Origin of the sequence: Marinomonas algarum, from assembly GCF_020532605.1 — a bacterium.
Classification (GTDB): Bacteria; Pseudomonadota; Gammaproteobacteria; order Pseudomonadales; family Marinomonadaceae; genus Marinomonas; species Marinomonas algarum.
The window spans coordinates 16,373-40,727 of the sequence record NZ_JAJATW010000013.1 but is presented as its reverse complement, the minus strand read 5'-3'; the positions used below and the strand labels follow the sequence as shown (position 1 = coordinate 40,727).

Here is a 24,355-nt window from a genome sequence, read left to right as displayed (position 1 = left end):
TATAAAGAACAGCACGAACACCACTTACTTCGTATTCTGAATGCATTAAATTCGTCATCTAAAATAGATGTCATTAGACTAAAACACTCTATATAGCAAATTTGCCCAACCACTTGAATGAAATTGAGCCGCTTGCTTCTTCTTTCTACCCACTAAAACCGGGCCATTATCTAAAAACAAAAACGCCTTCCAGGTTCGCTTAAACACTCCCCAAGTGACCTCAAACACCAGCCCGCTATGACAGCAAAAATACACCTTAGTATCGTCGCCCCACGTCTCAAAATGCGCTAAAAAGCCATCAGGCAAGTTACTTTCGCTACTGTCCCACGCTTTTTCCCACGATAATTTCCCTTCTATCACCTGAGCAGCCTCTTTTTTAGGCCAATCTTGGATTGTGAAGTGATCTGGGTGCAGCTGATCAACGCTTATATAGTCACGCCAAATTTGCTCGGCAGCAGACTCGGTTAACAGATGTATCTGAGCAAAGTCCTCAGCGTCAACCTTGGGATCTTCCCGTTTAAATATCCAACGCTTTGAAAAAGTCTCTATTGACTGGTACAAATCCTCTCCTTAATAGGCTAGCTGGCCAAAATGAGTAAAACAAACGCTTTAAAACCTTAAACCAGTGCCTATTACTTAGACAAAGACTGAAGTTGCTTCAATAAGCTTTTTGGTATTTCTTTAATGAGCAAGGTGCCGGTATCTGGATCGAACGCTATCGACTCACCTAACAAATCGCTGTCAAAGCTCATAGTTAAAGCACGGGAGCTGCCAGACAGTCGAGTCAGCTTTTTTAATGCAGCTTTTTCAACAAAGATTTCTTTTTCCATTTTAAAGTGATCAGAGTCTGCGATCTCTAGAAATTTATTAGCCTGTTCAACCGAAAAGCTAGACGCAACGTGATCTGCAATGTCTTTTATGGCAAGCGGCTCTCGCTCTTCCGCTTTCGCTTGGCATTGCTCAGACACCACCTTCTTAAACTCATTTGCCTGCTTCACGGGTATCGCTTCAGACTGACAGAAAGCGGTTGTTAGATCCACTAACTTACGCGTTTCCTTCGCCGCCACTTTGGGTTCGTCACAGCCAATAAATTGAGTGAAATAGTCGCTTTCAATCTTGGGCGCACGACCAAATCGAAAAGCAATATATCGTCCTTCGTCACCACTTTGCCATGCTGACAAGTTGATCCGCAGTGACATATGCAACTTTTCCATCTCGATTTGTTTTATCTGCGACAAACTTAAATCCGCACCAAGGCCTATACCTTCTTTGCGCTTCAACATCACGATGTATAAAAAATGCGTACCGTGAAGTTCATAATGGTTGAACCAAAGAAGGCCACCAGCCGCTTCTTCAACTCCCTCTAAATACGTTAAATAGTTCGCAGCGCATTCTTTGGAAAATTGTGCAAAATCGGTAAAGTGATCGTTGTCAAAGTATTTCGTTAAAAGCACAGGAAGCTGTGCCCCTTCTTGACTGCCCTGAGGATTAGCAAAACGCCCTGTGCTCATACCAGAGCGGTTAAATAAATTCGTTACCTGTGCCGACAGCGTCTCAGCCTGATCATCAACAGGGTTTTCATTAGGGCGTGCAATTAAAATGGCTTTACGCTCGCCTTCTTGTTTTTGAACCTCATGTACTATTAAGTTGCGAATAGACACCAGCCACCTCTTGCGTTTACTATGAATGATTAATGGTTATTTTTTAACCCACCATCAACTAACAATAAAATCTTGTTCGCATTTAACATTATGATAAAACCTAAAACAACAAAGAGAGAGACTCGAAAAGAGCTAGAATCTTTGGTAGATCAATTTATCAAAAAAAATGGCTCGATCCAGCAAGTCGACATGGGAGAATCCGGTTTAATTGACGGCAAGTATAACACGAGTCATGTGGGCTTTAGTGAGCCTAAACAAGACAGAACACCGCTGAACCATGTGGTTGCCGCCATCCATCAACGTAAACATAGTAAAACCGCTGTTCAAACAGCAAAACCTAAAAAGCCTAAGAAAAAAGTCGTTTACGATGATTTTGGTGAGCCGCTGCGTTGGGTATGGGAAGAATAAGCAGATAAAAAGAATCTAATGATCCCTGTGTTGAACTTAGCTTGTGTTAATGTACAAATACCATCCACATAAATCGATTTACTTTAAGGATTTTAGATGTCTATTCGATACCTACATGCCATGATCAGAACGGATAAGCCCGAAGAAAGCCATCACTTTTACACTGAAGGTTTAGGGCTGATTCAAACTCGACGCATGGACAGTGAAAAAGGCCAGTTTTCGTTAATCTATTACGCAACAAAAGAGGGCGAGCCAGAAGTTGAGTTGACACACAACTGGAGTGACCGCTCATACGAAGGTGGAGATCAATTTGGCCATCTCGCGTTCGAGGTGGACAACATCTATCAGGCATGCGAACAACTTCAAGCCATCGGTGTCACAATTCTGCGCCCACCTCGCGATGGTCATATGGCTTTTATAAAAGATCCTAATAATATTTCTATTGAGTTATTGCAAAAAGGCGACGCCCTTGAAGGGAAAGAACCCTGGCTATCAATGGAAAATACAGGCTCTTGGTAACATAAAATTACAAAAAGACCGATAAATTAAACAAGTTTACAAAAAGCTGATAGCTTTTTTGAGTGATTCTTCTTAACCTATAAGTCAATATCAAGGCAGAGGTCACGCAGTCATCATGAAACCACTCTTTAAGGTTCTTAGCTTTATAAGTGTTCTATTCTTAATGGCAACAGCTCAAGCGGCTGAAAGTTTGTATGCATCTAACGTCCAAGTACGCTTGTTTGATGCGGACAAAGACGGTGTTATTGATGCTAGGGACCTATGTGCTGACACCCCTGTTGGAGCCGCTGTAGACAATCAAGGTTGCTCCAATCAAAGCACTAAGCTTTTGTCTGTTGAATTAAATGTATTGTTTGATTCTGGCAAGGCTGACATCCAGCCTCGCTATTACAGTGAACTCAAAGAATTAGCTGATTTTTTAAAGGCTAACCCAAATAGCACTGTCGTCATTGAAGGCCATACAGATAACGATGGTTCAGCTGACATGAATTTAGACTTATCTCAACGACGCGCTTCTGCCATATCCAATGTCTTAGTAGACAGTTTCAGAATTGCCTCGGGCAGAGTGAAAGGTATTGGTTACGGTGAGAGCCGCCCAATTTCGGACAACGAAACGCCTGAAGGAAAAGAAATGAATCGACGCGTTGTCGCAGAAGTGTTTGCCAGACAGCAGTTTGAAAATAAACGCTGGACTGTCTATAGCGTGGATGAAGCCAAAAATCAGGCTAATACGAGTACTGCTCTTAATCGTCGTTAAAAAAATAAGCCACAGTGTCATTCTCTACTGTGGCTTATCAAATAGACTTATTATCTACTTTGACTGTTTACTTTGAATTTCTTCAATTAAGTCATCGATTCTTACAACAACTTCAACACTGGCTGTTTCCATCATATCAAGATGTTTCATCATTTCGACAATATTGTCTGACTCTGCCGCCTGCAGAGCAGCACGACCTGCATCATGCACAGTTTTGTGTGGAGACTCGATTGCTTTAAAATGATGAGAGTTAGCGTAATGCTGACTGCCGTATCCTTCGTAATACCATTTACCCAACCGACACTCTGAATGTGAGTTCACTTTTTCTGCAAAGGATCGTTGATCTATCTTCTCATACACATCGTTTTTCCATACTGCATGGTCTAATTTAACCGTGTTTAGGAAAGAATACGTTGCGGCCATGCCAATGACTTTCTGCATGTGATCAGAGCGTTCAATCACACTATCAACGACATGATCAATCTGCGTCGAAGAAGACGAGACGTCCATAGCACTGGATTGACTTTTATCAACCATCCCCTTTATCTTGCTCGTTTGCTCAATAACTTGGTTGACTAAGCTCTCTACCTGCTCACTGGCAATGTGTGTTTTACTGGCTAAAGATCGTACTTCGTCGGCGACAACAGCAAACCCTCTACCTGCAGTCCCCGCTCTTGCTGCTTCTATAGCAGCATTAAGCGCAAGCAAGTTCGTTTGATTTGAAATTTCTTGAATCGTTGACACAAGTTGACTGATACTCGTCGCTGTTTCATCTAGGACAGTCGCTGCTGTCATACTTGACGAAGCTTGGTCATTGATCGTTTCTGCTCTCTCCCCCAATTTTGTTAAGGCTTGATGAGTCTGATCAAACATAACATTGAGTTCTTTTAAGGATTTACGCTCGTCAATGAGCTCTTGAGCGCTTTCAGCCAAGCCTTTTCGAATAGCATCCAGCATATCCCCACCTCGCAAATAGTAAGAGAGAATCTCCTCTTTTGCCTGAGCACTGCTTGCCATGAGTCGCATACTGGCTTTTGTCTCAGTAAGCTCTTCTTTTAAATTATCAACAAGCTTTTGATTCGATTTACGCTCTTCTTCTAACTCTTTCCTTAGCGCGTTAATCTGCTTTTCCAATGATGAGCGAAAAAACATACCTTCTCCTAATTAACCTGCATTATTTTTGTCATGACTACAGCATAACAATATCAAGATTAAATGTACGAATTAGCATCAATAAAATTGAGTTATATCACTAGTATGTAAAGAAAAGCCAGCGTTGAATGCTGGCTTTTACGAGTCCTTCAGGAGGAACAAATGTTGTTTCTCTTAACGGTTAAAACGCCACATTTACACCAGCCCAGATGATGCGCCCAGCCTGGTTGAACGCTTCATCAGTTGGGTAGCTGAAGTCAGAATTACCCGCTTTGTTTAAATGTTCGGCATAAGCCTTATCCGTGAGGTTATCGATACCGGCTCGGAATTTAACGTTTTCGGTATAACGGTATTCGGTATTGATATCCATCGTTGTGAATCCAGCAGATTCGCCGAAATCTACCCCAACTGCATTACCCTTATTTTCAGATATACGGTTTTGCGCCGCCACCATTCTCAGCACAGCACTCGTTGTCCAATCTTCATTTTCATAAGTCAAACCCAGTTTAGCTTCCAGTGGAGAAATCTGCGGCAATGGTGCATCGTTATCTAAATCTTTACCCCAGGCGTACGCTAAAGAGGCATTAGTGCTCCAATTTGGAGTTACTTGATAACGTGCACCGGTTTCTGCACCGGCTATATGAGCGTCTACATTGCCAGCACTGGTTACATTATTTGTGAATTTCTGTGGATCACCAAAAATAATATAGTCTTGTATAACCCCCATGTAACCAGAAACCCACCAGCTCACATTATCACGCTTATAGTTTAGACCTGCGTCCAGCTGTAAAGTTTTCTCTGGGTTAATATCACTAAAGGCTTGACCGGAATCCATCGTTGCTAATGTTGGCCTAATTTCCCAATAATCAGGAAAGCGTTCTGTGTAACCCAAACCTATGTAACTGGTTGCTGACATAGAACTAAGGTCTCTTTCGAAACGAGAGAAGCCGCTGATCAAGGTATCCTTACGAGTGTCACCTGCAGTCTTACTCGTAGCAGTTTCATCTGTTGCACTGATATGATCAAGGCGTAAGCCAGAAACCACTCTGTCATCATTATCCATAAATAATGTTAGCTCAGAGAACACGCCCACCTGCTCTTGCGAGTAGTCTTCAGTACCATTTTTTCTATGCACTTCTTGCTTTGCATCTAGCCCAGCAACAAGACTTTTTGTGTCCCAATCAAATGTCGAGGCCACACGACCACCGGTCGTTCTACGGTCAACCTGCATATTTCTCACTTTAGTACCACTGCTTCGGGTACGCAAAGTCGTGTTGTCCATTACATGATCGGCATAGCCATAATTAAGCTGAGCTTCGATCTTGCTCCAGTTTTGTGACATGTTTTTCTTTTCAAAACGCAGAGCCGCAGTTTCCCGTAAGAATTTAGAACCGTCAACCGCACGTCCAGCGTACTCGGCGAAACCATCACCACGCCCCACTTCAAGTTCGATTAAGGTATCTTCGTCTGGCGTAAGACCGAGCGCAAAATTGGTATTCCATTTCTCCCATGAAGAAGCGACTTCATCACCATTACCATCTTCGTAACTGTCTGACTCCGCTTTGTTCGCTCCCACACGAACATACCCCGTTGAGTTACCTACAGCACCTTCTAACGCTCGGTCAAAACGGTTATTACTGCCCACCATGGCACTGGCTTCAAAACGAGAATTTTGCTTCGAAAAATCTTCCTCTTTGCGCTCAAAACGGACCGTCGCAGCAGAACTACCGGGCCCCCAAAGAACGGTTTGTGGTCCTTTTACAATCTCCACTTCATCATAGGCCGTAGGGTTAATGTAAGAAGTCGGGTTATCCATTCGGTTAGGACAAGCCCCCAACATTTGAGCGCCGTCCGTAAGAATGACCAAACGGGAACCAAACATGCCACGGAACGTTGGGTCGCCATTCACCCCCCCGTTACCGACCGAGGAAAAGCCTGGAATTTGTTTCAGGGCCGCTGCACCGTCAGTGGCCGACTCAATGGCCGCTGTTTCGGTCAAGTTAACCTTGGTTTGAATGGGGGTGTCTTGTTCAGGCGCTGTAACGACAATAGCGTTCGCGGTGAATTCTGACAGTTCAGTATTTGCGTACAAACTCTGACCGAACAAAGCAACTGATACAGCAATCGGCGATAAAGCATATTTTGCTAGACGAGTTGAATTTCTTTCTGGCTGAGTAAACGCCTTACGTACAAAATTAGACATAAAATTATTCTCTACTTAAAGATGTAAATGCAATTAAAAATAATGATTTAAGTCAGGTGACGTGGAGGCGCTCGCTTCAATGCGAGTAGGAAAAGAGTATCCGAACGAAAAGCGGCTCGAACCCATTGCTTGGATCTTTGCGATAACGAAGAAGAAACTTCCTTTATAATCGGTAAATGATTAATAACAAGAGGAAAATTATGATTGAGCTCGCAGTAACCACATCGTTCGTCCCAAGCCATACCGTCCATACCAGCATGATGCATGGACATTCCTGCGTGATGATCTTCATGTGAACTATCGTGGTGATGTGACGACACCATTTGTGCTGCAGACGGCATTGTATGCATCAGCAGAGGTGACATAGTCGGTGTTTTTATCTGCGCAACTAAAGGCCCTAGAGTCAGCATCAAGATGGCAAACAAACAAATATAGGCAATGATAGCCGGTTTTATTCTTATAATATTTGGCATTGTGGTTTTTGATAAACTTTTTGGTAAACAATATGATAGCCGATAAACAACAGACATTCACGACTTTGCACAAGTTATCTGTGTGTAACACATATGTTTTGCTGCATCTTCTTTACCCTCAAAGAATGGCAACGTTTTCATTCTGATTACGCAATCTCTCAGACAATTAACATGCCTTTCCCTAATGTCGGGTATAATATAGACTTTACCTTATTGAAGCTGACTCATGTCAGGTGCTCTCTAATACAAGGTGCTATGCTTAGTTTGTACGCGTTTATTATCAGCTTGAGATCTCTCTGCTTAATAAAATAAAAGGTTCAAATGTCTGTTATTCAACTATCTGTTACCCAACTAAAAGCGCGGCTGTGCTGGTTTTACCTTATTTTCCTCTTCCCAGTCTTGCCTGCAAACGCCTCCATCCCTCTTGCGAACTACTTTAATGACACTTGGTCTACCCAAGATGGCCTCCCACATAACAGCATTAATGCAATCGCTCAAACAACGGATGGTTATTTATGGTTTGCTACTTGGGAAGGCGTTGCACGCTACAACGGTCGTGAATTTCGTTTTTATGAACGCTCAGATAAAACAGGAATTGTTGACTCAGGTACACGTGCACTTGTTAGTGATGACCAAAATGGTCTATGGGTGGCTGGCGCACGCGGCGGTATTACCTACCACAAAGATACAAAATGGTACCCACAGCCTGTCGCAAAAAATATGGTCAACCATGTCCTAAAAGACAGTGAAGGTGGCTTGTGGATTGCCACTGAAGGATTAGGGGTATTTCATCGTCCTCACTCCATAAATCAAGGTCAGCAGGACAGTGAATCTTGGTACTTAGAGAACACTAGCGCCTATCGTTTATTAGAAGATAAACAATCACAAATTTGGGCGGCAACAGAAAAGGGACTCTTCCGTTTAGACAAAAATGCTTCTCATACACCTTCCACGAATAAGAAATATGAGGACGTCTTTAAACAAAATGGTCTGCCTGAAAAAAGGGTGTATTCCGTTATTGAATTAAAAAATGGTAGCCTCCTCATAGCGACGGATAAAGGGGCTTACGTATTAAAAAATGGTCGTGTTTCTTTATTACATTCAGAGCTTATCAATGAAGCGATCAGTGCCCTTATGGAAGACGAAGAAGGTAGCCTCTGGTTAGGAACCATCAATAAGGGTGTGTTCAAATTTCATGACGGTGAAATAGAAAATCTGAATGCAGAACAGGGCCTGCCGAATAATCGTGTTTTATCTATGCTTCAAGATATAGAAGGGAGTATTTGGATTGGTACAAATGGCGGTCTCTTAAGACTACGCAGTGCCCCCTTTACTACATTTACATCGGAGCGACAGCTGGTCGGTGACTATGTTCGCAGCGTGATCAGTCTAGACAACGACACCGTCCTAGCAGGATCAAGTGAAGGTCTTAGCTTGATTAAAAACAATAAAGCACAACCCGCTTTAGATAATAGTGCTACAAAACTGTCTGTTCTTAGTTTCGCAAAACGCAACCAAGGCGGTGCCTGGGTAGGAACCTATTTAAACGGTCTCAAGTATTGGCAGGATAATCAGCTTTTTGACTATCTTGATCAAAATAGTGGCTTACCTAACAATGAAGTTCGAGCGATCTTAGAAGACAACCAAGGCAATCTATGGATAGGTACAACTAATGGATTGGTAAAACGAGATACCGAAGGACACTATCAAGTACTGGGGCGTGAACAGGGCTTGCCAGATGAATACATCATGGCGCTAGCTCGAGACAATCGAGGTCAACTGTGGGTGGGTACTGGTGTGGGTGTAGCTGTTTTAAACGATAATGGCTTACAGAATATCCCCATCCAATCCCAAGAAGGCGCCGCCTATGCATTTGGCTTTTGGATAGAACCAGGATTTGTTTGGATTACCACTGACCGTGGGTTGATTCGCTATCGACAACGTGACGGTCAGCTTAAACTGATAGGACGATCCGCTGGGCTACCAATCGATAAATTATTCCAAGTCGTTTACGACGGAGATGACGGTTTATGGCTTACCAGTAATCGTGGTATCTGGCGCATAAGTTACGAGTCCGCACACGCGGTTGCAGATGGCAAGCAACAAACAATCGCCTTTGAGCACTTTGCAGAAGATGATGGCTTAGCGAGCGCCCAAGCTAACGGTGGCTCTAACCCTGCAGCAACTTCCACGGACAATGGAAAAGTTTGGTTTGCCACCGCGAAGGGCGTATCGACAATAGACAGTGCTCTTGCATCACAAAAGACCGCCCTTCGTTTACCTATCGTCATAGAATCAGTGTCAATCGATGGTCATAACATCGACTTTACTGAACACAACGAATTACCAGCCAGTACTAACAGAGTCACTATCAATTTCGCTGGACTTGGCTACGTGATGTCGTCACGTATTGAGTATCGGACTAAATTACTCGGCTTCAAAAGTGATTGGGCGCTTAGAGGGAAAAATACTGTTGCCGAATACACTAACCTTGCACCGGGCGATTACAAATTTGTTGTCAGTGCTCGCTACCCTTATAGTGACTGGCATAATGCGGATCAAATAATCGAGTTTCGTGTTTTACCACACTTTTGGCAACGACTCAGAGTGCAAGTTGCTTTTGTCTTATTGGTTATTATTTTAATGGTTGGCCTTATGTATTGGCGACTACACAGCCTTAAACAAAGTGAAGTCAGGCTTAAAGCAATTATTGAAAAACAGACACACACCTTACGTCAGACATCAGAAGACTTTCAACGCCAAGCAAACGAAGATGAACTCACAAAACTTCCAAATAGACGTGCATTCGATCGTCTTCTAAAAGAAAAGTTTGAGCAGGCAAAACAGAATAATACGTCCTTAGTCATGGTCATTATGGACATAGATCACTTTAAGAAAATTAACGACAACTACTCCCATTTAGTTGGTGATAAGGTCATTCAAGCTCTTGGCAACGAGCTTTTGCAGCTGTCTGCACCTGATGTACATGTGGCGCGTTGGGGAGGAGAAGAGTTCACTATGATCATAGAGGGTCTGGAAGCGGAAAAGGCATTTGACTACTGCGATAGTATACGCCAAAGAATTGCCTCAATTGATCATAGCCATCTATCAAATACCTTAAAAATGACGGTGAGTATGGGAGTCGCTTTTGCTCATCAAGTCGGGCACTATGAGGACTTGATTAGGTTGGCAGATCAAGCTCTCTATCAAGCAAAAAACGATGGTCGAAATTGTGTTCAACTATGGCGTACTCAAAAAAATAACAACCGTACTTAATACGCCCTCCTTATCAAACACTTATCTCACCACAAAAAAAATCCCCGCCTAAGCGGGGATTTTAAATTTCTAGTCCGTAAAACGGTATTACCAACCAGTAATTTCTTTCAACGCTGAACCAATATCAGCCAAAGAACGAACTGTTTTTACACCAGCATCTTGCAATGCAGCGAATTTCTCGTCTGCAGTACCTTTACCACCGGAGATAATGGCACCAGCATGACCCATGCGCTTACCTGCAGGCGCTGTAACACCAGCAATGTAAGAAACAACAGGCTTAGTCACGTTAGCTTTGATGTAGGCTGCTGCTTCTTCTTCTGCAGTACCACCAATCTCACCGATCATTACAATCGCTTCCGTTTTAGGATCGTTTTGGAACAATTCTAAAACATCAATGAAGTTTGTGCCTGGAATTGGATCACCACCGATACCAACACAAGTAGACTGACCAAAACCAGCGTCTGTTGTTTGCTTAACCGCTTCATACGTCAAAGTACCGGAACGGGAAACAATACCAACTTTACCTGGTTTATGAATGTGACCCGGCATGATACCGATTTTACACTCACCTGGTGTGATAACGCCTGGACAGTTAGGGCCAACTAGACGTACGCCAAGCTCATCACACTTGACTTTACAATCAAGCATATCAAGTGTTGGAACACCTTCAGTAATACAAACAATCAGTTTAATACCAGAGTTAGCCGCTTCAAGAATGGAGTCTTTAACAAAAGGCGCTGGTACATAAATAACAGACGCTTCAGCACCTGTTGTATCAACAGCTTCTTTTACTGTATTGAACACAGGAAGACCTAGGTGAGTTTGACCACCTTTACCCGGTGTTACACCACCAACCATTTTTGTTCCGTAAGCAATCGCTTGCTCAGAGTGGAAAGTACCTTGGCCGCCAGTAAAACCTTGGCAGATGACCTTTGTATCTTTATTGATTAATACAGACATTATTATTTGCCCTCCGCAGCTTTAACAACTTGCTCAGCGGCGTCTTTCAAACTTACTGCAGCAATAATATCTAGATTTGAATTAGCCAACACTTCACGACCCAATTCAGCATTTGTACCTTCTAATCGAACAACAACAGGAACGTTAACACCAACCTGCTCTACTGCACCGATAATACCTTCAGCGATCATGTCACAACGGACGATACCACCAAAAATGTTTACCAAGACAGCTTTTACGTTACTGTCAGAAAGAATGATCTTAAATGCTTCAGCAACACGCTCTCTCGTCGCACCACCACCAACATCTAAGAAGTTAGCTGGCTTGCCGCCGTGAAGGTTAACAATATCCATTGTGCCCATCGCTAGACCAGCACCATTAACCATGCAACCTACGTTCCCGTCTAGGGCAACATAGTTTAGTTCCCACTTAGCTGCATCTGCTTCGCGTTCATCTTCTTGAGATGGATCGTGGAACTCTTGCATTTTTTTCTGACGATAGACTGCATTACTGTCGATGCCAATTTTGCCGTCTAAGCAAAGCAAGTTACCTTCAGAAGTAATCACAAGAGGATTAATTTCCAACAAGGCAAAGTCATAGTCATGGAACATTTGAGACAAACCAAGGAACACTTTTGTGAACTGTTTGATTTGAGTTGGATTTAAACCCAGTTTAAACGCAAGCTCACGAGCTTGGTAAGGCTGAGCACCAACTAAAGGATCAATGATAGCTTTATGAATAAGTTCAGGCGTTTCTTCAGCAACTTTTTCAATCTCCACACCGCCTTCAGTAGACGCCATGAAAACTACGCGACGAGTAGAACGATCTACAACGGCACCCAAGTACAATTCGTTCGCAATGTCTGTGCAAGACTCTACAAGAATCTTAGATACTGGCTGGCCATTTGCATCTGTCTGGTAGGTAACAAGGTTCTTACCCATCCAGTTTTCCGTAAACGCTGCCACTTCTTCAAGAGAGTTAACAAGCTTAACACCGCCCGCTTTACCACGACCGCCCGCATGGACTTGGGCTTTTACTACCCACTTGTCGCTGCTGATTTTCTTTGCTGCTTCCACAGCCGCTTCCGGCGTTTCTACCGCATACCCTGTAGACACAGGCAAACCATATTCAGCAAAAAGCTGCTTGGCCTGATATTCATGTAAGTTCATTATTATTCTTCCGTTTGTCTAAATGGTTGACATATGCTCTGCCCTCATGGCAGAAATTACCGGCGTCATGCCGGCAAATCTATTTATTATTAACGTTTTTTACGATTTGCAATATGAATAGCGTGATTATCAACCGCCAAGGCTGCTTCATGTACTGCTTCACTGACCGTTGGGTGAGCAAATACAGTTAAAGCAATATCTTCAGCGGTAGAGCCAAACTCCATCGCGATAACAGCTTGTGCGATAAGATCAGCCGCATGACTACCAATAATATGGCAACCAAGGATACGATCTGTTTCTTCACACGCAATCATCTTAACAAAACCATCGGTGTCATTGGCTGCCATAGCACGACCAGACGCCGCAAATGGGAATTTACCCACTTTAAATTTAATGCCTTCTGCTTTCAATTCTTGTTCATTTTTACCTACCCAAGCAAGCTCTGGGTGTGTGTAAATGACAGAAGGAATGCAATCATAATTCATTTGTGCTTTATGGCCCGCAATAATATCTGCAACCATCACACCTTCTTCTGATGCTTTGTGGGCCAACATAGGACCACGTACGATGTCACCAATCGCAAATACACCCGGTACAGATGTACGGCACTGCTCATCTACAAACACGAAACCGCGCTCGTCAAGCTTGACACCAGAGTCATCAGAGAAACAACCTTGAGTGAAAGGCTTACGACCTACTGCAACAATCAACTTATCGAAAGTCTGCTTCTGCTCTTCACCTTTTGCATCAAGGTAAGTCACTTCAACTTCTTCACCATTGATCTGGCTGCCCGTAACGCGAGCACCAAGGCGAATATCTAAATGTTGCTTTTTAAAGATCTTAGCCGCTTCTTTTGCGATATCTTGATCACAAACACTTAAGAAAGCATCTTGAGCTTCTAACACAACAACGTCAGAACCCAAACGAGCCCAGACAGAACCTAACTCAAGGCCGATAACACCTGCGCCAATGACACCAAGACGTTTTGGCACTTCACGGAAATTCAATGCACCTTCGTTATCAACAATGATGTCTTCAGTACGTGGCGCTGGCGGAATGTTTACTGGCACAGAACCTGTTGCCAAAATAACATTTTCCGTTTCTAGTACTGTCACAGTGCCATCGTGGGCAGTGAATTCCACTTTCTTGTTTGCTAGGACCTTACCAAAACCTTCAAAGCTAGTAACACCATTTGCTTTAAAAAGACCCGTAATACCGCTTGTTAATTGGTCTACAATTTTGTCTTTGCGATTAACCATCGCATTAACATCCATTGCAACATCACCAACACTGATGCCATGAACACCGTAAGATTCTTTAGCGTCATGATATTTGTGCGAAGAATCCAAAAGTGCTTTAGAAGGAATACAGCCAACATTCAGACAAGTGCCACCTAAGCGAGACTTATTGTCTTTGTCTAACCATTTTTCGATACAGGCTGTTTTTAAACCTAACTGAGCAGCTCGGATTGCAGCGACATAACCACCAGGGCCACCGCCAATTACAACAACATCAAATTTATCAGACATAACAGGTCCTATTTTTCAGTAAAAACAAAGCGGCATTGGGATAAACACCGCTTAGCATTCAATTCATACACTTAGTTTGGTATGAATACTTAGATTTCAAGCAAAAGACGAGCTGGATCTTCTAGCAAGTCTTTAATTGTCACCAAGAATTGTACGGCTTCTTTACCATCGATCATACGGTGGTCATAAGACAAAGCCAGATACATCATAGGTTGGATGACAACTTGACCATTAACCGCCATTGGACGATCTTGAATTTTGTGCATACCTAAAATGGCAGTTTGAGGTGGATTGATGATAGGCGTAGACATCAAGGAACCGAAAGTACCGCCGTTAGTGATGGTGAAAGTACCACCTTGCATATCTTCCATACCAAGCTTGCCATCACGGCCACGCAAAGCGAAATCCATAATAGTAGACTCAACGTCCGCAAGTCCCATCGCTTCAGTGTTACGAAGCACAGGCACCATCAAGCCACGATTAGTTGATACGGCGACACCAATGTCTTGGTAACCGTGATAAACCATGTCATTACCATCAATTGAAGCATTGACCGCTGGGAAGCGTTTCAGCGCTTCTGTTGCTGCTTTCACAAAGAAAGACATGAAACCAAGCTTAGTACCATTATGAACTTTCATAAATTCATCTTTGTACTTTTTACGCAGTTCCATGACAGGGCCCATGTTGACTTCATTGTAAGTCGTCAATAGCGCAGCTGTTTGTTGAGCATCAACTAGGCGCTTCGCAATAGTGGCACGAAGACGTGTCATAGGAACACGTTTTTCAATACGACCATCAGAGCCAAGTGGTGGTAGAGCAGCAGGCGCTGCTGGTTTCGCTGCGGCCGCTGGTGCGGCTGGCGTAGGAGCTTTTGTTTTCATTGCTGCCTCAACATCTTCTTTTGTGATACGACCACCTTTGCCAGTACCTTTCACTTGATTAGCGGTTAATCCCGCTTCAGCAAGTGCTTTGCGTGCAGCAGGACCTGCAACAGCATCGTCATCAGACTCGGCAACAGGCGCAACCACTTCAGCTGGCGTCGCCGCAGCAGAGCTCGATGCACCGACCAAGAAATTAGCCAATACTTCATCACTTAGTACAGTATCACCTTCAGCCTTGATGATATCGCCGATAACACCATCTGCTGGTGCAACCACTTCAAGAACAACCTTATCCGTTTCAATATCAACGATGTGCTCATCACGTGAACAAGCTTCACCAGGCTGTTTGTACCAAGTCGCTACAGTACCGTCAGCGACAGATTCTGGGAAAGTAGGTGTTTTAATTTGAACAGACTCAGACGCTTCTGTTGCAGGCGCCGCTGCTTGAGCTGGCACAGCCGCAGCAGCAGCAGCAGGTGCTGCTTTCTCCTCTGCCGGTGCAGACGCTGCCGCACCAGACACGAATGTCGCTAAGACTTCATCGCTTAACACAATGTCACCTTCTGCTTTCAATACTGTTTCCAGTACGCCATCAGCAGGAGCAACCACTTCAAGAACGACCTTGTCGGTTTCAATATCGACAATATGCTCATCTCGTGAACAAGCTTCGCCTGGTTGTTTATACCAAGTAGCAACGGTTCCGTCTGCTACGGATTCTGGAAAAGTAGGTGCTTTAATTTCAATGCTCATTTTATACCCTTATCTCTTTGATAGGCTATGGTACTAGCCAACGATGGCGTCGTTAACCAGTGCTTCTTGTTCTTCAACATGGATAGACATGTAACCAGCCGCTGGTGCTGCAGACGACATGCGACCTGCGAAACGGATTTTCAATTCTGGGTACAGTTTTTCCAATACTCGATTCATGCGGTGACGGTTAGCATGCCAAGCGCCTTGGTTTTTAGGCTCTTCTTGACACCATACCAAACTCTCAACATTTTTATACTGTTCCAACTCAGATTCAAGATCTGAATATGGGAATGGGTATAACTGCTCCAGACGAATCACAGCAACGTCTTCTTTTTGCAGTTCTTCACGACGATTGATCAAATCGTAGTAGACTTTACCGCTACAAAGCACAACACGTTTCACTTTATCAGCAGTGACAGTATCAGATGACTCTGGCAATACCGTTTTAAAACTGCCTTCCGCTAAGTCTTCTAACGTCGAAATTGCTTGCTTATGACGCAACAAACTCTTCGGAGACATGATAATCAAAGGACGACGCATAGGTCGGATCGCTTGACGGCGGATGATATGGAAAATCTGTGCAGGCGTTGTAGGGACACACACTTGAATATTGTATTCCGCACACAACTGCAAGAAGCGCTCTAAACGAGCAGAGGAATGCTCTGGCCCTTGACCTTCATAACCATGAGGCAACAACATCGTTAGACCACATAAACGGCCCCACTTATGCTCACCACTGGTAATAAACTGGTCAATTACCACCTGTGCACCGTTTGCAAAATCACCAAATTGTGCTTCCCAAATAACAAGGCCTTTTGGTGATGTACTCGCATAACCATATTCAAACGCTAATACGGCTTCTTCTGACAAATAAGAATCATAAAGGTCAAGAGTTGGCTGATCTTCAGATAAATGTTTCAGAGGTACATAAGTACTGCCGTCTTTTTGGCTATGAATAACCGCATGACGATGAGAGAAAGTACCACGACCTGAATCCTGACCCGTAATACGAATTGGGTAGTCTTGTTCAAGCAAAGTAGCAAAAGCAAGTGTTTCAGCATAACCCCAGTTAAGTGGTAAAGCGCCTGCCGTCATCTTATCGCGATCCTGGTAGATCTTCTGAACTTGACGCTGAACAACCACACCATCAGGCACATGCGTCAATTTCTTAGCGACTTCTTGCAATTTAGCTAACGGGTAAGATGTATCACCTGCTTCCGTCCACTCAACACCAAGATAAGGCTTCCAGTCAACAAATGCGCCCGTCTGTGATTCAAGCACAAGACTTTTTGCAACATGGCGACCATTATCTAAATCTTCACGGTTTTCGTTGACCATTTGATTAGATTTTTCTTGCGTAACAACCGACTCAGCAATTAAGCGCTCAGAGTACAAAGTACGCGTTGTTTTCAACTTATTAATAACGCTGTACATCAACGGCTGAGTACCAGAAGGCTCATCTGTTTCATTGTGACCACGACGACGGTAACAAACCATATCGATAACAACGTCACGACCAAACTCATAGCGATAATCTAATGCGAGTTGAGTAACAAATAAAACGGCTTCAGGATCATCACCATTAACGTGGAAGATTGGCGCCTGAATAATTTTCGCAACATCTGTCGCGTATTCAGTTGAACGAGAATCTTCTTGACGGTTGGTTGTAAAACCAACTTGGTTGTTGATAACAATATGGACCGTACCGCCCGTGTGATAAGCACGAGTCTGGGACATCTGGAATGTCTCCATCACCACACCTTGACCAGCAAATGCTGCATCACCATGAATGGAGATAGGAACAACGGTTTTACCTGCTACATCTTTACGACGGTCTTGACGAGCGCGTACAGACCCTTCAACTACAGGCGAAACAATTTCTAAGTGAGATGGGTTAAAGGATAAAGCAATATGTACTTCACCACCCGTTGTCATCACATTAGAAGAAAAACCTTGGTGGTATTTTACGTCACCTGATGTATTAACCAGTTTTTTACCTTCAAATTCGTCAAACAAATCTTTCGGGTTTTTACCAAGAGTATTCACCAGTACGTTTAATCGACCACGGTGAGCCATTCCGATCACAACTTCTTTTGCACCAAGTGCACCAGAACGTTGGATCAACTCATTAACCATAGGGATCAGACTTTCACCGCCTTCAAGACCGAAGCGTTTTGCGCCTGGGTAACGGCTAGCAAGGTATTTTTCTAGACCTTCTGCCGCGGTTAATCTTTCAAGCAAGTTTTCACGGGTTTCTTGGGAGTATTCAGGACGGGAGCGTACTGACTCTACACGCTGTTGCAACCAAGCTTTTTCTTGGGTATCAACAATGTGCATAAACTCATAACCAATGCTTCCACAGTACGTTTTTTCTAGTTCAGACACTAGCTCACTTAACTTAAGGTTTTCTTTGTTAAAAAACAAAGAACCTACATTAAATGATGTATCTAAGTCAGCACCCGTTAATTGATGATAACCCAGATCTAGATCTGCTACTTTCTCACGTTTTAGCAATCCAAGTGGATCAAGCGTTGCATGCTGATGCCCGCGAACACGGTAAGCATTAATCAGTTGCAATACATTGATTTGTTTCTGCTCATGGTCAGAAGTCGCTGCAGCACCTACTGAAGCAGGCATAGCGCGGAATTTATTCTTACCAATCTGTAGAAATTGTTCTTGAATTACGGAATGGGGAAGATCAGTTGATTGTGCTTCACTTATGCGAGGCAATTGGTCAAAACATTTTCGCCACTCTTCCGACACTGAGTTCGGATCGACGAGGTAGCTTTCAAACAACCCTTCTACATACTCCAGGTTTCCACCTGAAAAATGAGAGGTGCTCCACAGCAACTCCATTAAACTTTCGTGCATTCTCGATCACCCTTATGTTCGAGCCAGCTACCGGGGTCCCGGTATTAATCTATGATAAGATCAATCATTTTATCAGGCCCGTAAGGCTATAAAGCCTCGATTTTTTGTGTATTTACCGCTATTTTCGCCCTTCCATGTTCAATACTAAACCACCAAAAGAGTTTTCTTTCAAAAAAGTCATACTCTTTAAATCCGTATTTACTAAGTTGATGATTTTTCTTTGTACATCCATGCTCATGGAGGTCGAATTTTAAATTCTTTTTGTTGCATTCTCTAGATCAGAATATGCAAAAATGGCGGCATTGAACAAAAATTCAAGCCGCCAACTCTGTGATCTCGTTAAAAAATCTTTAAGGACCACGAAAGCATTATTACGTTGCGTTTTGTAACAACATGGTACGAATATGACCGATTGCTTTTGTCGGGTTCAATCCTTTCGGACAAACACTGACACAGTTCATAATACCATGACAACGGAAGACACTAAATGGGTCATCCAGATCGCCAAGACGATCTTGAGTTGCGGTATCGCGACTATCAGCCAAGAAACGGTAGGCCTGCAACAAACCTGATGGACCAATAAATTTATCTGGGTTCCACCAGAATGATGGACACGCTGTTGAACAACATGCACACAAGATACATTCATATAATCCGTCAAGCTTTTCACGCTCTTCCGGAGTTTGCAAGCGTTCTATTGCTGGTGCTGGCGCATCATTGATCAAATACGGACGTATTTTCTCATATTGCTTATAAAATTGACCCATATCAACAACAAGGTCACGCACAACAGGCAGACCTGGCAGAGGACGTAGAATCAACTTGCCATTTTTCACAGCTTCAGAAACAGGTGTGATACAAGCAAGACCATTCTTACCAGACATATTCATACCATCAGAACCACACACACCTTCACGGCATGAGCGACGGTAAGAAATCGTCGTATCTTTTGCTTTAAGCAGATTCAATACATCAAGCACCATCAAATCTTTACCTGCTGGTAGATCGATTTGATAATCCTGCATGTAAGGTGCATCATCCTTTTCAGGATTGTAACGATAAATACTAACTAACATTGATACAACTCCTTAGTATGATCGAATTTTAGGTGGGAAAGCATCCATAGTTTTCGGCGCAAAGTTAACATCACGCTTAGTCACTTTTTTGTCCGCTGGATGGAAAATAGAATGCTTCAACCAATTTTCATCATCACGTTCAGTAAAGTCATTACGTGCGTGCGCACCACGACTTTCTTTACGAAATTCAGCTGGAATCGCTGTTGATTCAGCCACTTCCAATAGGTTTTCTAATTCCAATGCTTCAATTCGTGCTGTGTTAAACGCCTGACTCTTATCTGCAAGATACAAGTTTTCTACACGAGCGCGAATCTCTTTAAGCTGAGCCAAACCTTTCTGCATGGCTTCGCCATCACGGAATACACCGAAATACAATTGCATAACACGTTGAAGCTCTGCACGTACTTCAGCAACGTTCTCACCGCCAGTCGTGTTATTTAGACGATTCAAACGTGTTAATGCTTCATCGATATTAGTTTCATCAGCATCTAATGACTCGAAACCTGCATCCAATGATTTTTTAACTTGCAGACCAACAGCACGACCAAATACAACCAAATCAAGCAGTGAATTACCGCCCAAACGGTTAGCACCGTGAACAGATACACAAGCCGCTTCACCACATGCATACAAGCCATCGATGATAACATCTTCGCCTGCTTCATTTGTTTTAAGCGCCTGACCACCGATGTTCGTTGGAATGCCACCCATCATGTAGTGACACGTTGGGATAACAGGAATCGGCTCTTTCACTGGGTCAACGTGTGCGAAAGTACGAGAAAGCTCAAGAATACCTGGCAAACGCTTATTAAGCGTTTCTTCACCAAGGTGATCCAATTTCAGAAGTACGTGATCACCATCTGGACCACAGCCACGACCTTCAAGAATCTCTAAAACCATGGAACGAGCAACAACATCACGACCTGCTAGGTCTTTTGCGTTAGGCGCATAACGCTCCATGAAACGCTCGCCGTCTTTATTGATCAGGTAACCACCCTCACCACGACAACCTTCTGTTACTAGTGTACCGGCACCGTAAATACCCGTTGGGTGGAATTGCCACATTTCCATATCTTGCATAGGGAAACCTGCACGCAAAGCCATACCAACACCATCACCCGTATTAATGTGAGCATTCGTTGTTGATTGGTAAATACGACCAGCACCACCTGTCGCAATAACGGTTGCTTTCGCTTTTAAATAAACCGTTTCACCGGTTTCAAGACAGATAGCAGTAACACCGACAACAGCACCTTCGTTATTTTTCACAAGATCAGTTGCATACCACTCGTTAAAAAACGTTGTACCGCCTTTTAAGTTACCCTGATAAAGGGTATGAAGCAGTGCGTGACCTGTACGGTCAGCAGCGGCACAAGTACGTGCTGCCTGAGTTGGGTTATCTGGACCTTTTGACTGACCACCAAATGGACGCTGATAGATACGACCCTGCTCGGTACGTGAGAATGGTAACCCCATGTGCTCAAGCTCGAATACTGCTTGTGGACCGACAGAACACATATATTCAATTGCGTCTTGGTCACCGATGTAATCCGACCCTTTTACGGTGTCGTACATGTGCCAGCGCCAATCATCATTTGGATCGTCACTTGCTATCGCACAAGTAATACCACCTTGAGCAGAAACCGTGTGTGAACGAGTTGGGAATACCTTAGTAACACACGCCGTGTTTAAACCTGACTCTGTTAGTTGAAGTGCTGCTCGCATACCTGCGCCACCACCACCAATAACAATGGCATCAAAAGAAATAGTACGAATATTTGCCATTACTTATAGCCCCCAAAGAACCTGAATACCCCATACGATGTAAACAAACATTGTAATACCGCATAGAGATTGAAAGAAAAAGCGTGCACCTGTTGCTTTGATATAATCTGTCGAAATAGACCACAGACCAATCCACGAATGCATGCCAATTGATAAAAGCACCATTAGACTAAAAACGCGCATCCAAGTTGCTTCATGTAATGTACTCCACTGATCGTATGTTAGATCAGGGTTTAGTAACAAAAATCCAACCATAAAGATCGTATATAAGGATAAAACAATGGCAGACACACGTTGAATCATCCAGTCATAGAGACCAGAACGACCAAAGCTTGTTACTTGAGTTACCATATCCACACTCCTGCCAGTACAACAAGCACAGCAGCAATAGCTATATTTGCAATCGCTGCTTTACGCCCACTGTCTAATTCTTCGAAGTACCCCATGTCCATAAACAAGTGTTTCACACCTGCAACAAAGTGATACATCAAAGCAGAAACCACACCCCAGATAATAAATTTTGCTAAGAAACTTGTTTGCAGTGTATTAGCCACTTGATCAAACCCTTGCTGAGACGCAAGAGACAGGTCAAATATATAAAACAAAAACGCAAGTCCTACAAAAAGAATAATCCCCGTAACACGATGAAGAATAGACACTACAGCAGTAGCGGGCATCGATATTGTCAAAATATCAAGATTGACTGGTCTTTTTTTATTCACGATTTTATACACCATCTTTAAACGATTGAATGGTCAATCACGATTTATTACCAACGATCTATGTGCGAGCCTCACTTATAAAAGTGACAACGTAAAGACATAGACCTATATTGAAAATCTCATCGATTTGCAAACAAACAATTAAAAGCGACTCTCTTCTAACCATCAGCATCAACAAATCAATAAAATCGTCTAGGCGGTAATTATAGACCAGCCAAAAATACTAAGACAAATAGACTGAACAAGACCTTTTCAATGATCGCCATTCAGGAAATGAATGCACCCATAAACGGAAACAATAATGGTATAAAATTACATGCTTTTACCTCTCCCAAAACGGACATTAAGTATTATAATTCATACACTTATATGATATTTTTGTTTGTAAACGAGAGTGTTAAGCATTTCTCTTTGTCAGATTATTACAAGATTTAAATCACTAATATGAAAAGAGCCCTGTTTAACTAGATTGACTTTTACTGGTTAGAAACAGTATTTTTTCCGCACCTTCTGGGCTAACCAGTGTCATGATAAGGTGTATTAGCCTCGAACCAGTATACGAAGGAGACAATAAATGACTGATAAAAAAGCGCTACTTACAGTGGATGGGATCGATAAAGCGATCGAACTTCCAGTTCTTTCAGGTACATTAGGTACTGATGTTGTGGATGTTCGTGGATTAGGTGCAAATGGCATATTTACTTATGACCCAGGCTTCATGTCTACGGGTTCTTGTGAATCTGCTATCACTTATATAGATGGTGATGAAGGTATTCTTTTGCACCGCGGCTACCCTATAGCCCAACTTGCTGAGCATTCCGATTATTTAGAAACATGTTACTTGTTACTTTACGGAGAGCTTCCTAACAAAGAACAAAAAGCAGAGTTTGATGCTATGGTTGGAAAGCACACCATGGTCAATCAATCTATGCACAAATTTATTGACGGTTTCCGCAATGATGCCCATCCGATGGCCATCATGTGTGGTCTTGTTGGCGCCCTATCTGCGTTTTACCAAGATAGCTTGGATATTACTAATCCACGCCATCGTGAAGTTGCTGCATTCCGTCTTATTTCGAAAATGCCAACGCTTGCTTCTATTTGTTACAAGTATTCGAAAGATCAGCCCGTTATGTACCCACGTAATGATCTGAACTATGCCGAAAACTTCTTATACATGATGTTTGCAACACCATGTGAAGACTACAAAGTAAACCCTGTCTTTGCTAAAGCAATGGACAAAATCTTTGTATTGCACGCTGACCATGAGCAAAACGCTTCAACTTCAACTGTTCGTTTGGCCGGTTCTTCAGGCGCTAACCCATTCGCGTGTATTGCTGCAGGCATAGCTACGTTATGGGGACCAGCACACGGTGGTGCTAACGAAGCCGTACTTACAATGCTTGAAGAAATTGGTGATGTGGAAAACATTGAAGAGTTTATCGCGAAAGCCAAAGATAAAAATGATCCATTCCGTTTGATGGGCTTTGGTCATCGTGTTTACAAAAACTTCGATCCTCGTGCGAAGGTAATGCGTGAAACTTGTGATCAGGTATTGGCAGAACTGGGTCAATCCGATGACCCATTACTGAAAATTGCTAAGCGTCTTGAGCAAATCGCTCTTGAAGATCCTTACTTTGTAGAACGTAAACTTTACCCTAACGTTGATTTCTACTCTGGTATCATCATGAAAGCTATCGGCATTCCAACTAGTATGTTTACCGTTATCTTTGCCATGTCTCGTACTATTGGCTGGATTTCGCACTGGAACGAAATGATCAGTGGGCCATACAAAATTGGCCGTCCTCGTCAGCTGTATGTAGGTCATCCACAGCGTGACTACCCGACTGATAAGTAAACCTAGACACACCGTTTAGATAAAAAAGCCGCATCAAATTGATGCGGTTTTTTTGCATTCTACAGACAGGTTGATCACTCGTCCTCTTCAACAATCTCCGTCACGGTTAAGTGGCCGCATCTCACGCACTCCCCCTCAATCCATACCCTGTCTTTGCTTTCATATTCTCTTGGATTCGTCATTCCTAGGTCCACCTCCATACACTGATTGCACCATGTTTGAGATAAGAAGTCTTTTTGCTCTTCCGTTGAGCGGGCAGTGAAGTCACGCTCAATCTTTGTTTCTTCTAGCCTATCTGACATTTA

At 43.1% G+C, this 24,355-nt stretch carries 20 protein-coding genes; 5 read left to right on the top strand and 15 right to left on the bottom strand.

Annotated features, from left to right (window positions below; all coding sequences use genetic code 11):
• Nucleotides 1-78 precede the first annotated feature (78 nt).
• The gene (locus tag LG368_RS09770) at nt 79-561 is read right to left on the bottom strand and encodes a DUF2947 family protein (RefSeq protein WP_226754541.1); all 483 of its coding nucleotides are present in this window, start codon (nt 559-561) and stop codon (nt 79-81) included.
• A gap of 71 nt (nt 562-632) precedes the next feature.
• Nucleotides 633-1,661 (bottom strand): nucleoid-associated protein, encoded by a 1,029-nt coding sequence (locus LG368_RS09765; protein ID WP_226754540.1) that lies wholly within the window; start codon nt 1,659-1,661, stop codon nt 633-635.
• Between the two features lie 90 nt (nt 1,662-1,751).
• On the opposite strand from LG368_RS09765, the gene LG368_RS09760 reads away from it, so the two are divergent.
• The 3 genes from LG368_RS09760 (at nt 1,752) to LG368_RS09750 (ending at nt 3,345) form a co-directional block, all read left to right on the top strand.
• The gene (locus LG368_RS09760) at nt 1,752-2,069 is read left to right on the top strand and encodes a hypothetical protein (RefSeq protein WP_338086317.1); all 318 of its coding nucleotides are present in this window, start codon (nt 1,752-1,754) and stop codon (nt 2,067-2,069) included.
• 96 nt (nt 2,070-2,165) lie between these two features.
• Nucleotides 2,166-2,588 carry a VOC family protein gene (locus tag LG368_RS09755; protein WP_226754538.1) on the top strand — a complete coding sequence of 141 codons (423 nt, stop codon included), beginning with the start codon at nt 2,166-2,168 and terminating at the stop codon, nt 2,586-2,588.
• Nucleotides 2,589-2,751: 163 nt separating this feature from the next.
• Nucleotides 2,752-3,345 (top strand): OmpA family protein, encoded by a 594-nt coding sequence (locus LG368_RS09750; protein ID WP_226754537.1) that lies wholly within the window; start codon nt 2,752-2,754, stop codon nt 3,343-3,345.
• A gap of 54 nt (nt 3,346-3,399) precedes the next feature.
• Here the strand turns inward: LG368_RS09750 and LG368_RS09745 are convergent, their stop codons facing one another.
• The 3 genes from LG368_RS09745 to LG368_RS09735 all read right to left on the bottom strand — a co-directional run bounded on the left by LG368_RS09745 (nt 3,400) and on the right by LG368_RS09735 (nt 7,173).
• A complete protein-coding gene (locus tag LG368_RS09745; RefSeq protein ID WP_226754536.1) occupies nt 3,400-4,497 on the bottom strand; it encodes a methyl-accepting chemotaxis protein in 1,098 nt (365 codons plus the stop codon).
• A gap of 181 nt (nt 4,498-4,678) precedes the next feature.
• The gene (locus LG368_RS09740; RefSeq protein ID WP_226754535.1) at nt 4,679-6,700 is read right to left on the bottom strand and encodes a TonB-dependent copper receptor; all 2,022 of its coding nucleotides are present in this window, start codon (nt 6,698-6,700) and stop codon (nt 4,679-4,681) included.
• 47 nt (nt 6,701-6,747) lie between these two features.
• Complete coding sequence (locus LG368_RS09735; protein ID WP_226754534.1) at nt 6,748-7,173, bottom strand: DUF2946 domain-containing protein; 426 nt, start codon at nt 7,171-7,173, stop codon at nt 6,748-6,750.
• 321 nt (nt 7,174-7,494) lie between these two features.
• Between LG368_RS09735 and LG368_RS09730 the strand changes: the two genes are divergently transcribed.
• A complete protein-coding gene (locus LG368_RS09730; RefSeq protein ID WP_226754533.1) occupies nt 7,495-10,449 on the top strand; it encodes a ligand-binding sensor domain-containing diguanylate cyclase in 2,955 nt (984 codons plus the stop codon).
• An 87-nt stretch (nt 10,450-10,536) separates the two neighbouring features.
• On the opposite strand, the gene sucD is transcribed toward LG368_RS09730, so the two are convergent.
• The 9 genes from sucD to sdhC form a co-directional block, all read right to left on the bottom strand.
• Nucleotides 10,537-11,409: a succinate--CoA ligase subunit alpha gene (gene sucD / locus LG368_RS09725; protein ID WP_226754532.1), complete on the bottom strand. Its 873-nt coding sequence runs from the start codon at nt 11,407-11,409 to the stop codon at nt 10,537-10,539.
• A gap of 2 nt (nt 11,410-11,411) precedes the next feature.
• Nucleotides 11,412-12,578 (bottom strand): ADP-forming succinate--CoA ligase subunit beta, encoded by a 1,167-nt coding sequence (sucC, locus tag LG368_RS09720; protein ID WP_226754531.1) that lies wholly within the window; start codon nt 12,576-12,578, stop codon nt 11,412-11,414.
• A gap of 89 nt (nt 12,579-12,667) precedes the next feature.
• Nucleotides 12,668-14,107 (bottom strand): dihydrolipoyl dehydrogenase, encoded by a 1,440-nt coding sequence (gene lpdA, locus LG368_RS09715; protein WP_226754530.1) that lies wholly within the window; start codon nt 14,105-14,107, stop codon nt 12,668-12,670.
• Between the two features lie 89 nt (nt 14,108-14,196).
• Nucleotides 14,197-15,738 carry a 2-oxoglutarate dehydrogenase complex dihydrolipoyllysine-residue succinyltransferase gene (gene odhB, locus LG368_RS09710; protein ID WP_226754529.1) on the bottom strand — a complete coding sequence of 514 codons (1,542 nt, stop codon included), beginning with the start codon at nt 15,736-15,738 and terminating at the stop codon, nt 14,197-14,199.
• 33 nt (nt 15,739-15,771) lie between these two features.
• Nucleotides 15,772-18,609: a 2-oxoglutarate dehydrogenase E1 component gene (locus LG368_RS09705; RefSeq protein WP_226754528.1), complete on the bottom strand. Its 2,838-nt coding sequence runs from the start codon at nt 18,607-18,609 to the stop codon at nt 15,772-15,774.
• Between the two features lie 371 nt (nt 18,610-18,980).
• Nucleotides 18,981-19,685 (bottom strand): succinate dehydrogenase iron-sulfur subunit, encoded by a 705-nt coding sequence (locus tag LG368_RS09700; RefSeq protein ID WP_226754527.1) that lies wholly within the window; start codon nt 19,683-19,685, stop codon nt 18,981-18,983.
• 12 nt (nt 19,686-19,697) lie between these two features.
• Nucleotides 19,698-21,470, bottom strand: a complete 1,773-nt coding sequence (gene sdhA / locus LG368_RS09695) for a succinate dehydrogenase flavoprotein subunit (protein ID WP_226754526.1) — start codon at nt 21,468-21,470, stop codon at nt 19,698-19,700.
• A 3-nt stretch (nt 21,471-21,473) separates the two neighbouring features.
• Nucleotides 21,474-21,821, bottom strand: coding sequence for a succinate dehydrogenase, hydrophobic membrane anchor protein (gene sdhD, locus LG368_RS09690; protein WP_226754525.1), 348 nt, complete (start codon nt 21,819-21,821; stop codon nt 21,474-21,476).
• Complete coding sequence (sdhC, locus tag LG368_RS09685) at nt 21,815-22,192, bottom strand: succinate dehydrogenase, cytochrome b556 subunit (protein ID WP_226754524.1); 378 nt, start codon at nt 22,190-22,192, stop codon at nt 21,815-21,817. The genes sdhD and sdhC overlap by 7 nt, the downstream gene beginning before the upstream one ends.
• 574 nt (nt 22,193-22,766) lie before the next feature.
• Between sdhC and gltA the strand changes: the two genes are divergently transcribed.
• Nucleotides 22,767-24,050, top strand: a complete 1,284-nt coding sequence (gltA, locus tag LG368_RS09680) for a citrate synthase (RefSeq protein WP_226754523.1) — start codon at nt 22,767-22,769, stop codon at nt 24,048-24,050.
• A gap of 74 nt (nt 24,051-24,124) precedes the next feature.
• Here the strand turns inward: gltA and LG368_RS09675 are convergent, their stop codons facing one another.
• Nucleotides 24,125-24,352: a hypothetical protein gene (locus LG368_RS09675; protein WP_226754522.1), complete on the bottom strand. Its 228-nt coding sequence runs from the start codon at nt 24,350-24,352 to the stop codon at nt 24,125-24,127.
• Nucleotides 24,353-24,355 lie beyond the last annotated feature (3 nt).

Excerpts from the sequence above, each read along its gene's own strand:
- LG368_RS09760 (WP_338086317.1), top strand. The coding sequence starts at position 1,752 with ATGATAAAACCTAAAACAACAAAGAGAGAGACTCGAAAAGAGCTAGAA.
- LG368_RS09755 (WP_226754538.1), top strand. The coding sequence starts at position 2,166 with ATGTCTATTCGATACCTACATGCCATGATCAGAACGGATAAGCCCGAA.
- LG368_RS09750 (WP_226754537.1), top strand. The coding sequence starts at position 2,752 with ATGGCAACAGCTCAAGCGGCTGAAAGTTTGTATGCATCTAACGTCCAA.
- LG368_RS09745 (WP_226754536.1), bottom strand. The coding sequence starts at position 4,497 with ATGTTTTTTCGCTCATCATTGGAAAAGCAGATTAACGCGCTAAGGAAA.
- LG368_RS09740 (WP_226754535.1), bottom strand. The coding sequence starts at position 6,700 with ATGTCTAATTTTGTACGTAAGGCGTTTACTCAGCCAGAAAGAAATTCA.
- LG368_RS09735 (WP_226754534.1), bottom strand. The coding sequence starts at position 7,173 with ATGCCAAATATTATAAGAATAAAACCGGCTATCATTGCCTATATTTGT.
- LG368_RS09730 (WP_226754533.1), top strand. The coding sequence starts at position 7,495 with ATGTCTGTTATTCAACTATCTGTTACCCAACTAAAAGCGCGGCTGTGC.
- sucD (WP_226754532.1), bottom strand. The coding sequence starts at position 11,409 with ATGTCTGTATTAATCAATAAAGATACAAAGGTCATCTGCCAAGGTTTT.
- sucC (WP_226754531.1), bottom strand. The coding sequence starts at position 12,578 with ATGAACTTACATGAATATCAGGCCAAGCAGCTTTTTGCTGAATATGGT.
- lpdA (WP_226754530.1), bottom strand. The coding sequence starts at position 14,107 with ATGTCTGATAAATTTGATGTTGTTGTAATTGGCGGTGGCCCTGGTGGT.
- odhB (WP_226754529.1), bottom strand. The coding sequence starts at position 15,738 with ATGAGCATTGAAATTAAAGCACCTACTTTTCCAGAATCCGTAGCAGAC.
- LG368_RS09705 (WP_226754528.1), bottom strand. The coding sequence starts at position 18,609 with ATGCACGAAAGTTTAATGGAGTTGCTGTGGAGCACCTCTCATTTTTCA.
- LG368_RS09700 (WP_226754527.1), bottom strand. The coding sequence starts at position 19,685 with ATGTTAGTTAGTATTTATCGTTACAATCCTGAAAAGGATGATGCACCT.
- sdhA (WP_226754526.1), bottom strand. The coding sequence starts at position 21,470 with ATGGCAAATATTCGTACTATTTCTTTTGATGCCATTGTTATTGGTGGT.
- sdhD (WP_226754525.1), bottom strand. The coding sequence starts at position 21,821 with ATGGTAACTCAAGTAACAAGCTTTGGTCGTTCTGGTCTCTATGACTGG.
- gltA (WP_226754523.1), top strand. The coding sequence starts at position 22,767 with ATGACTGATAAAAAAGCGCTACTTACAGTGGATGGGATCGATAAAGCG.
- LG368_RS09675 (WP_226754522.1), bottom strand. The coding sequence starts at position 24,352 with ATGTCAGATAGGCTAGAAGAAACAAAGATTGAGCGTGACTTCACTGCC.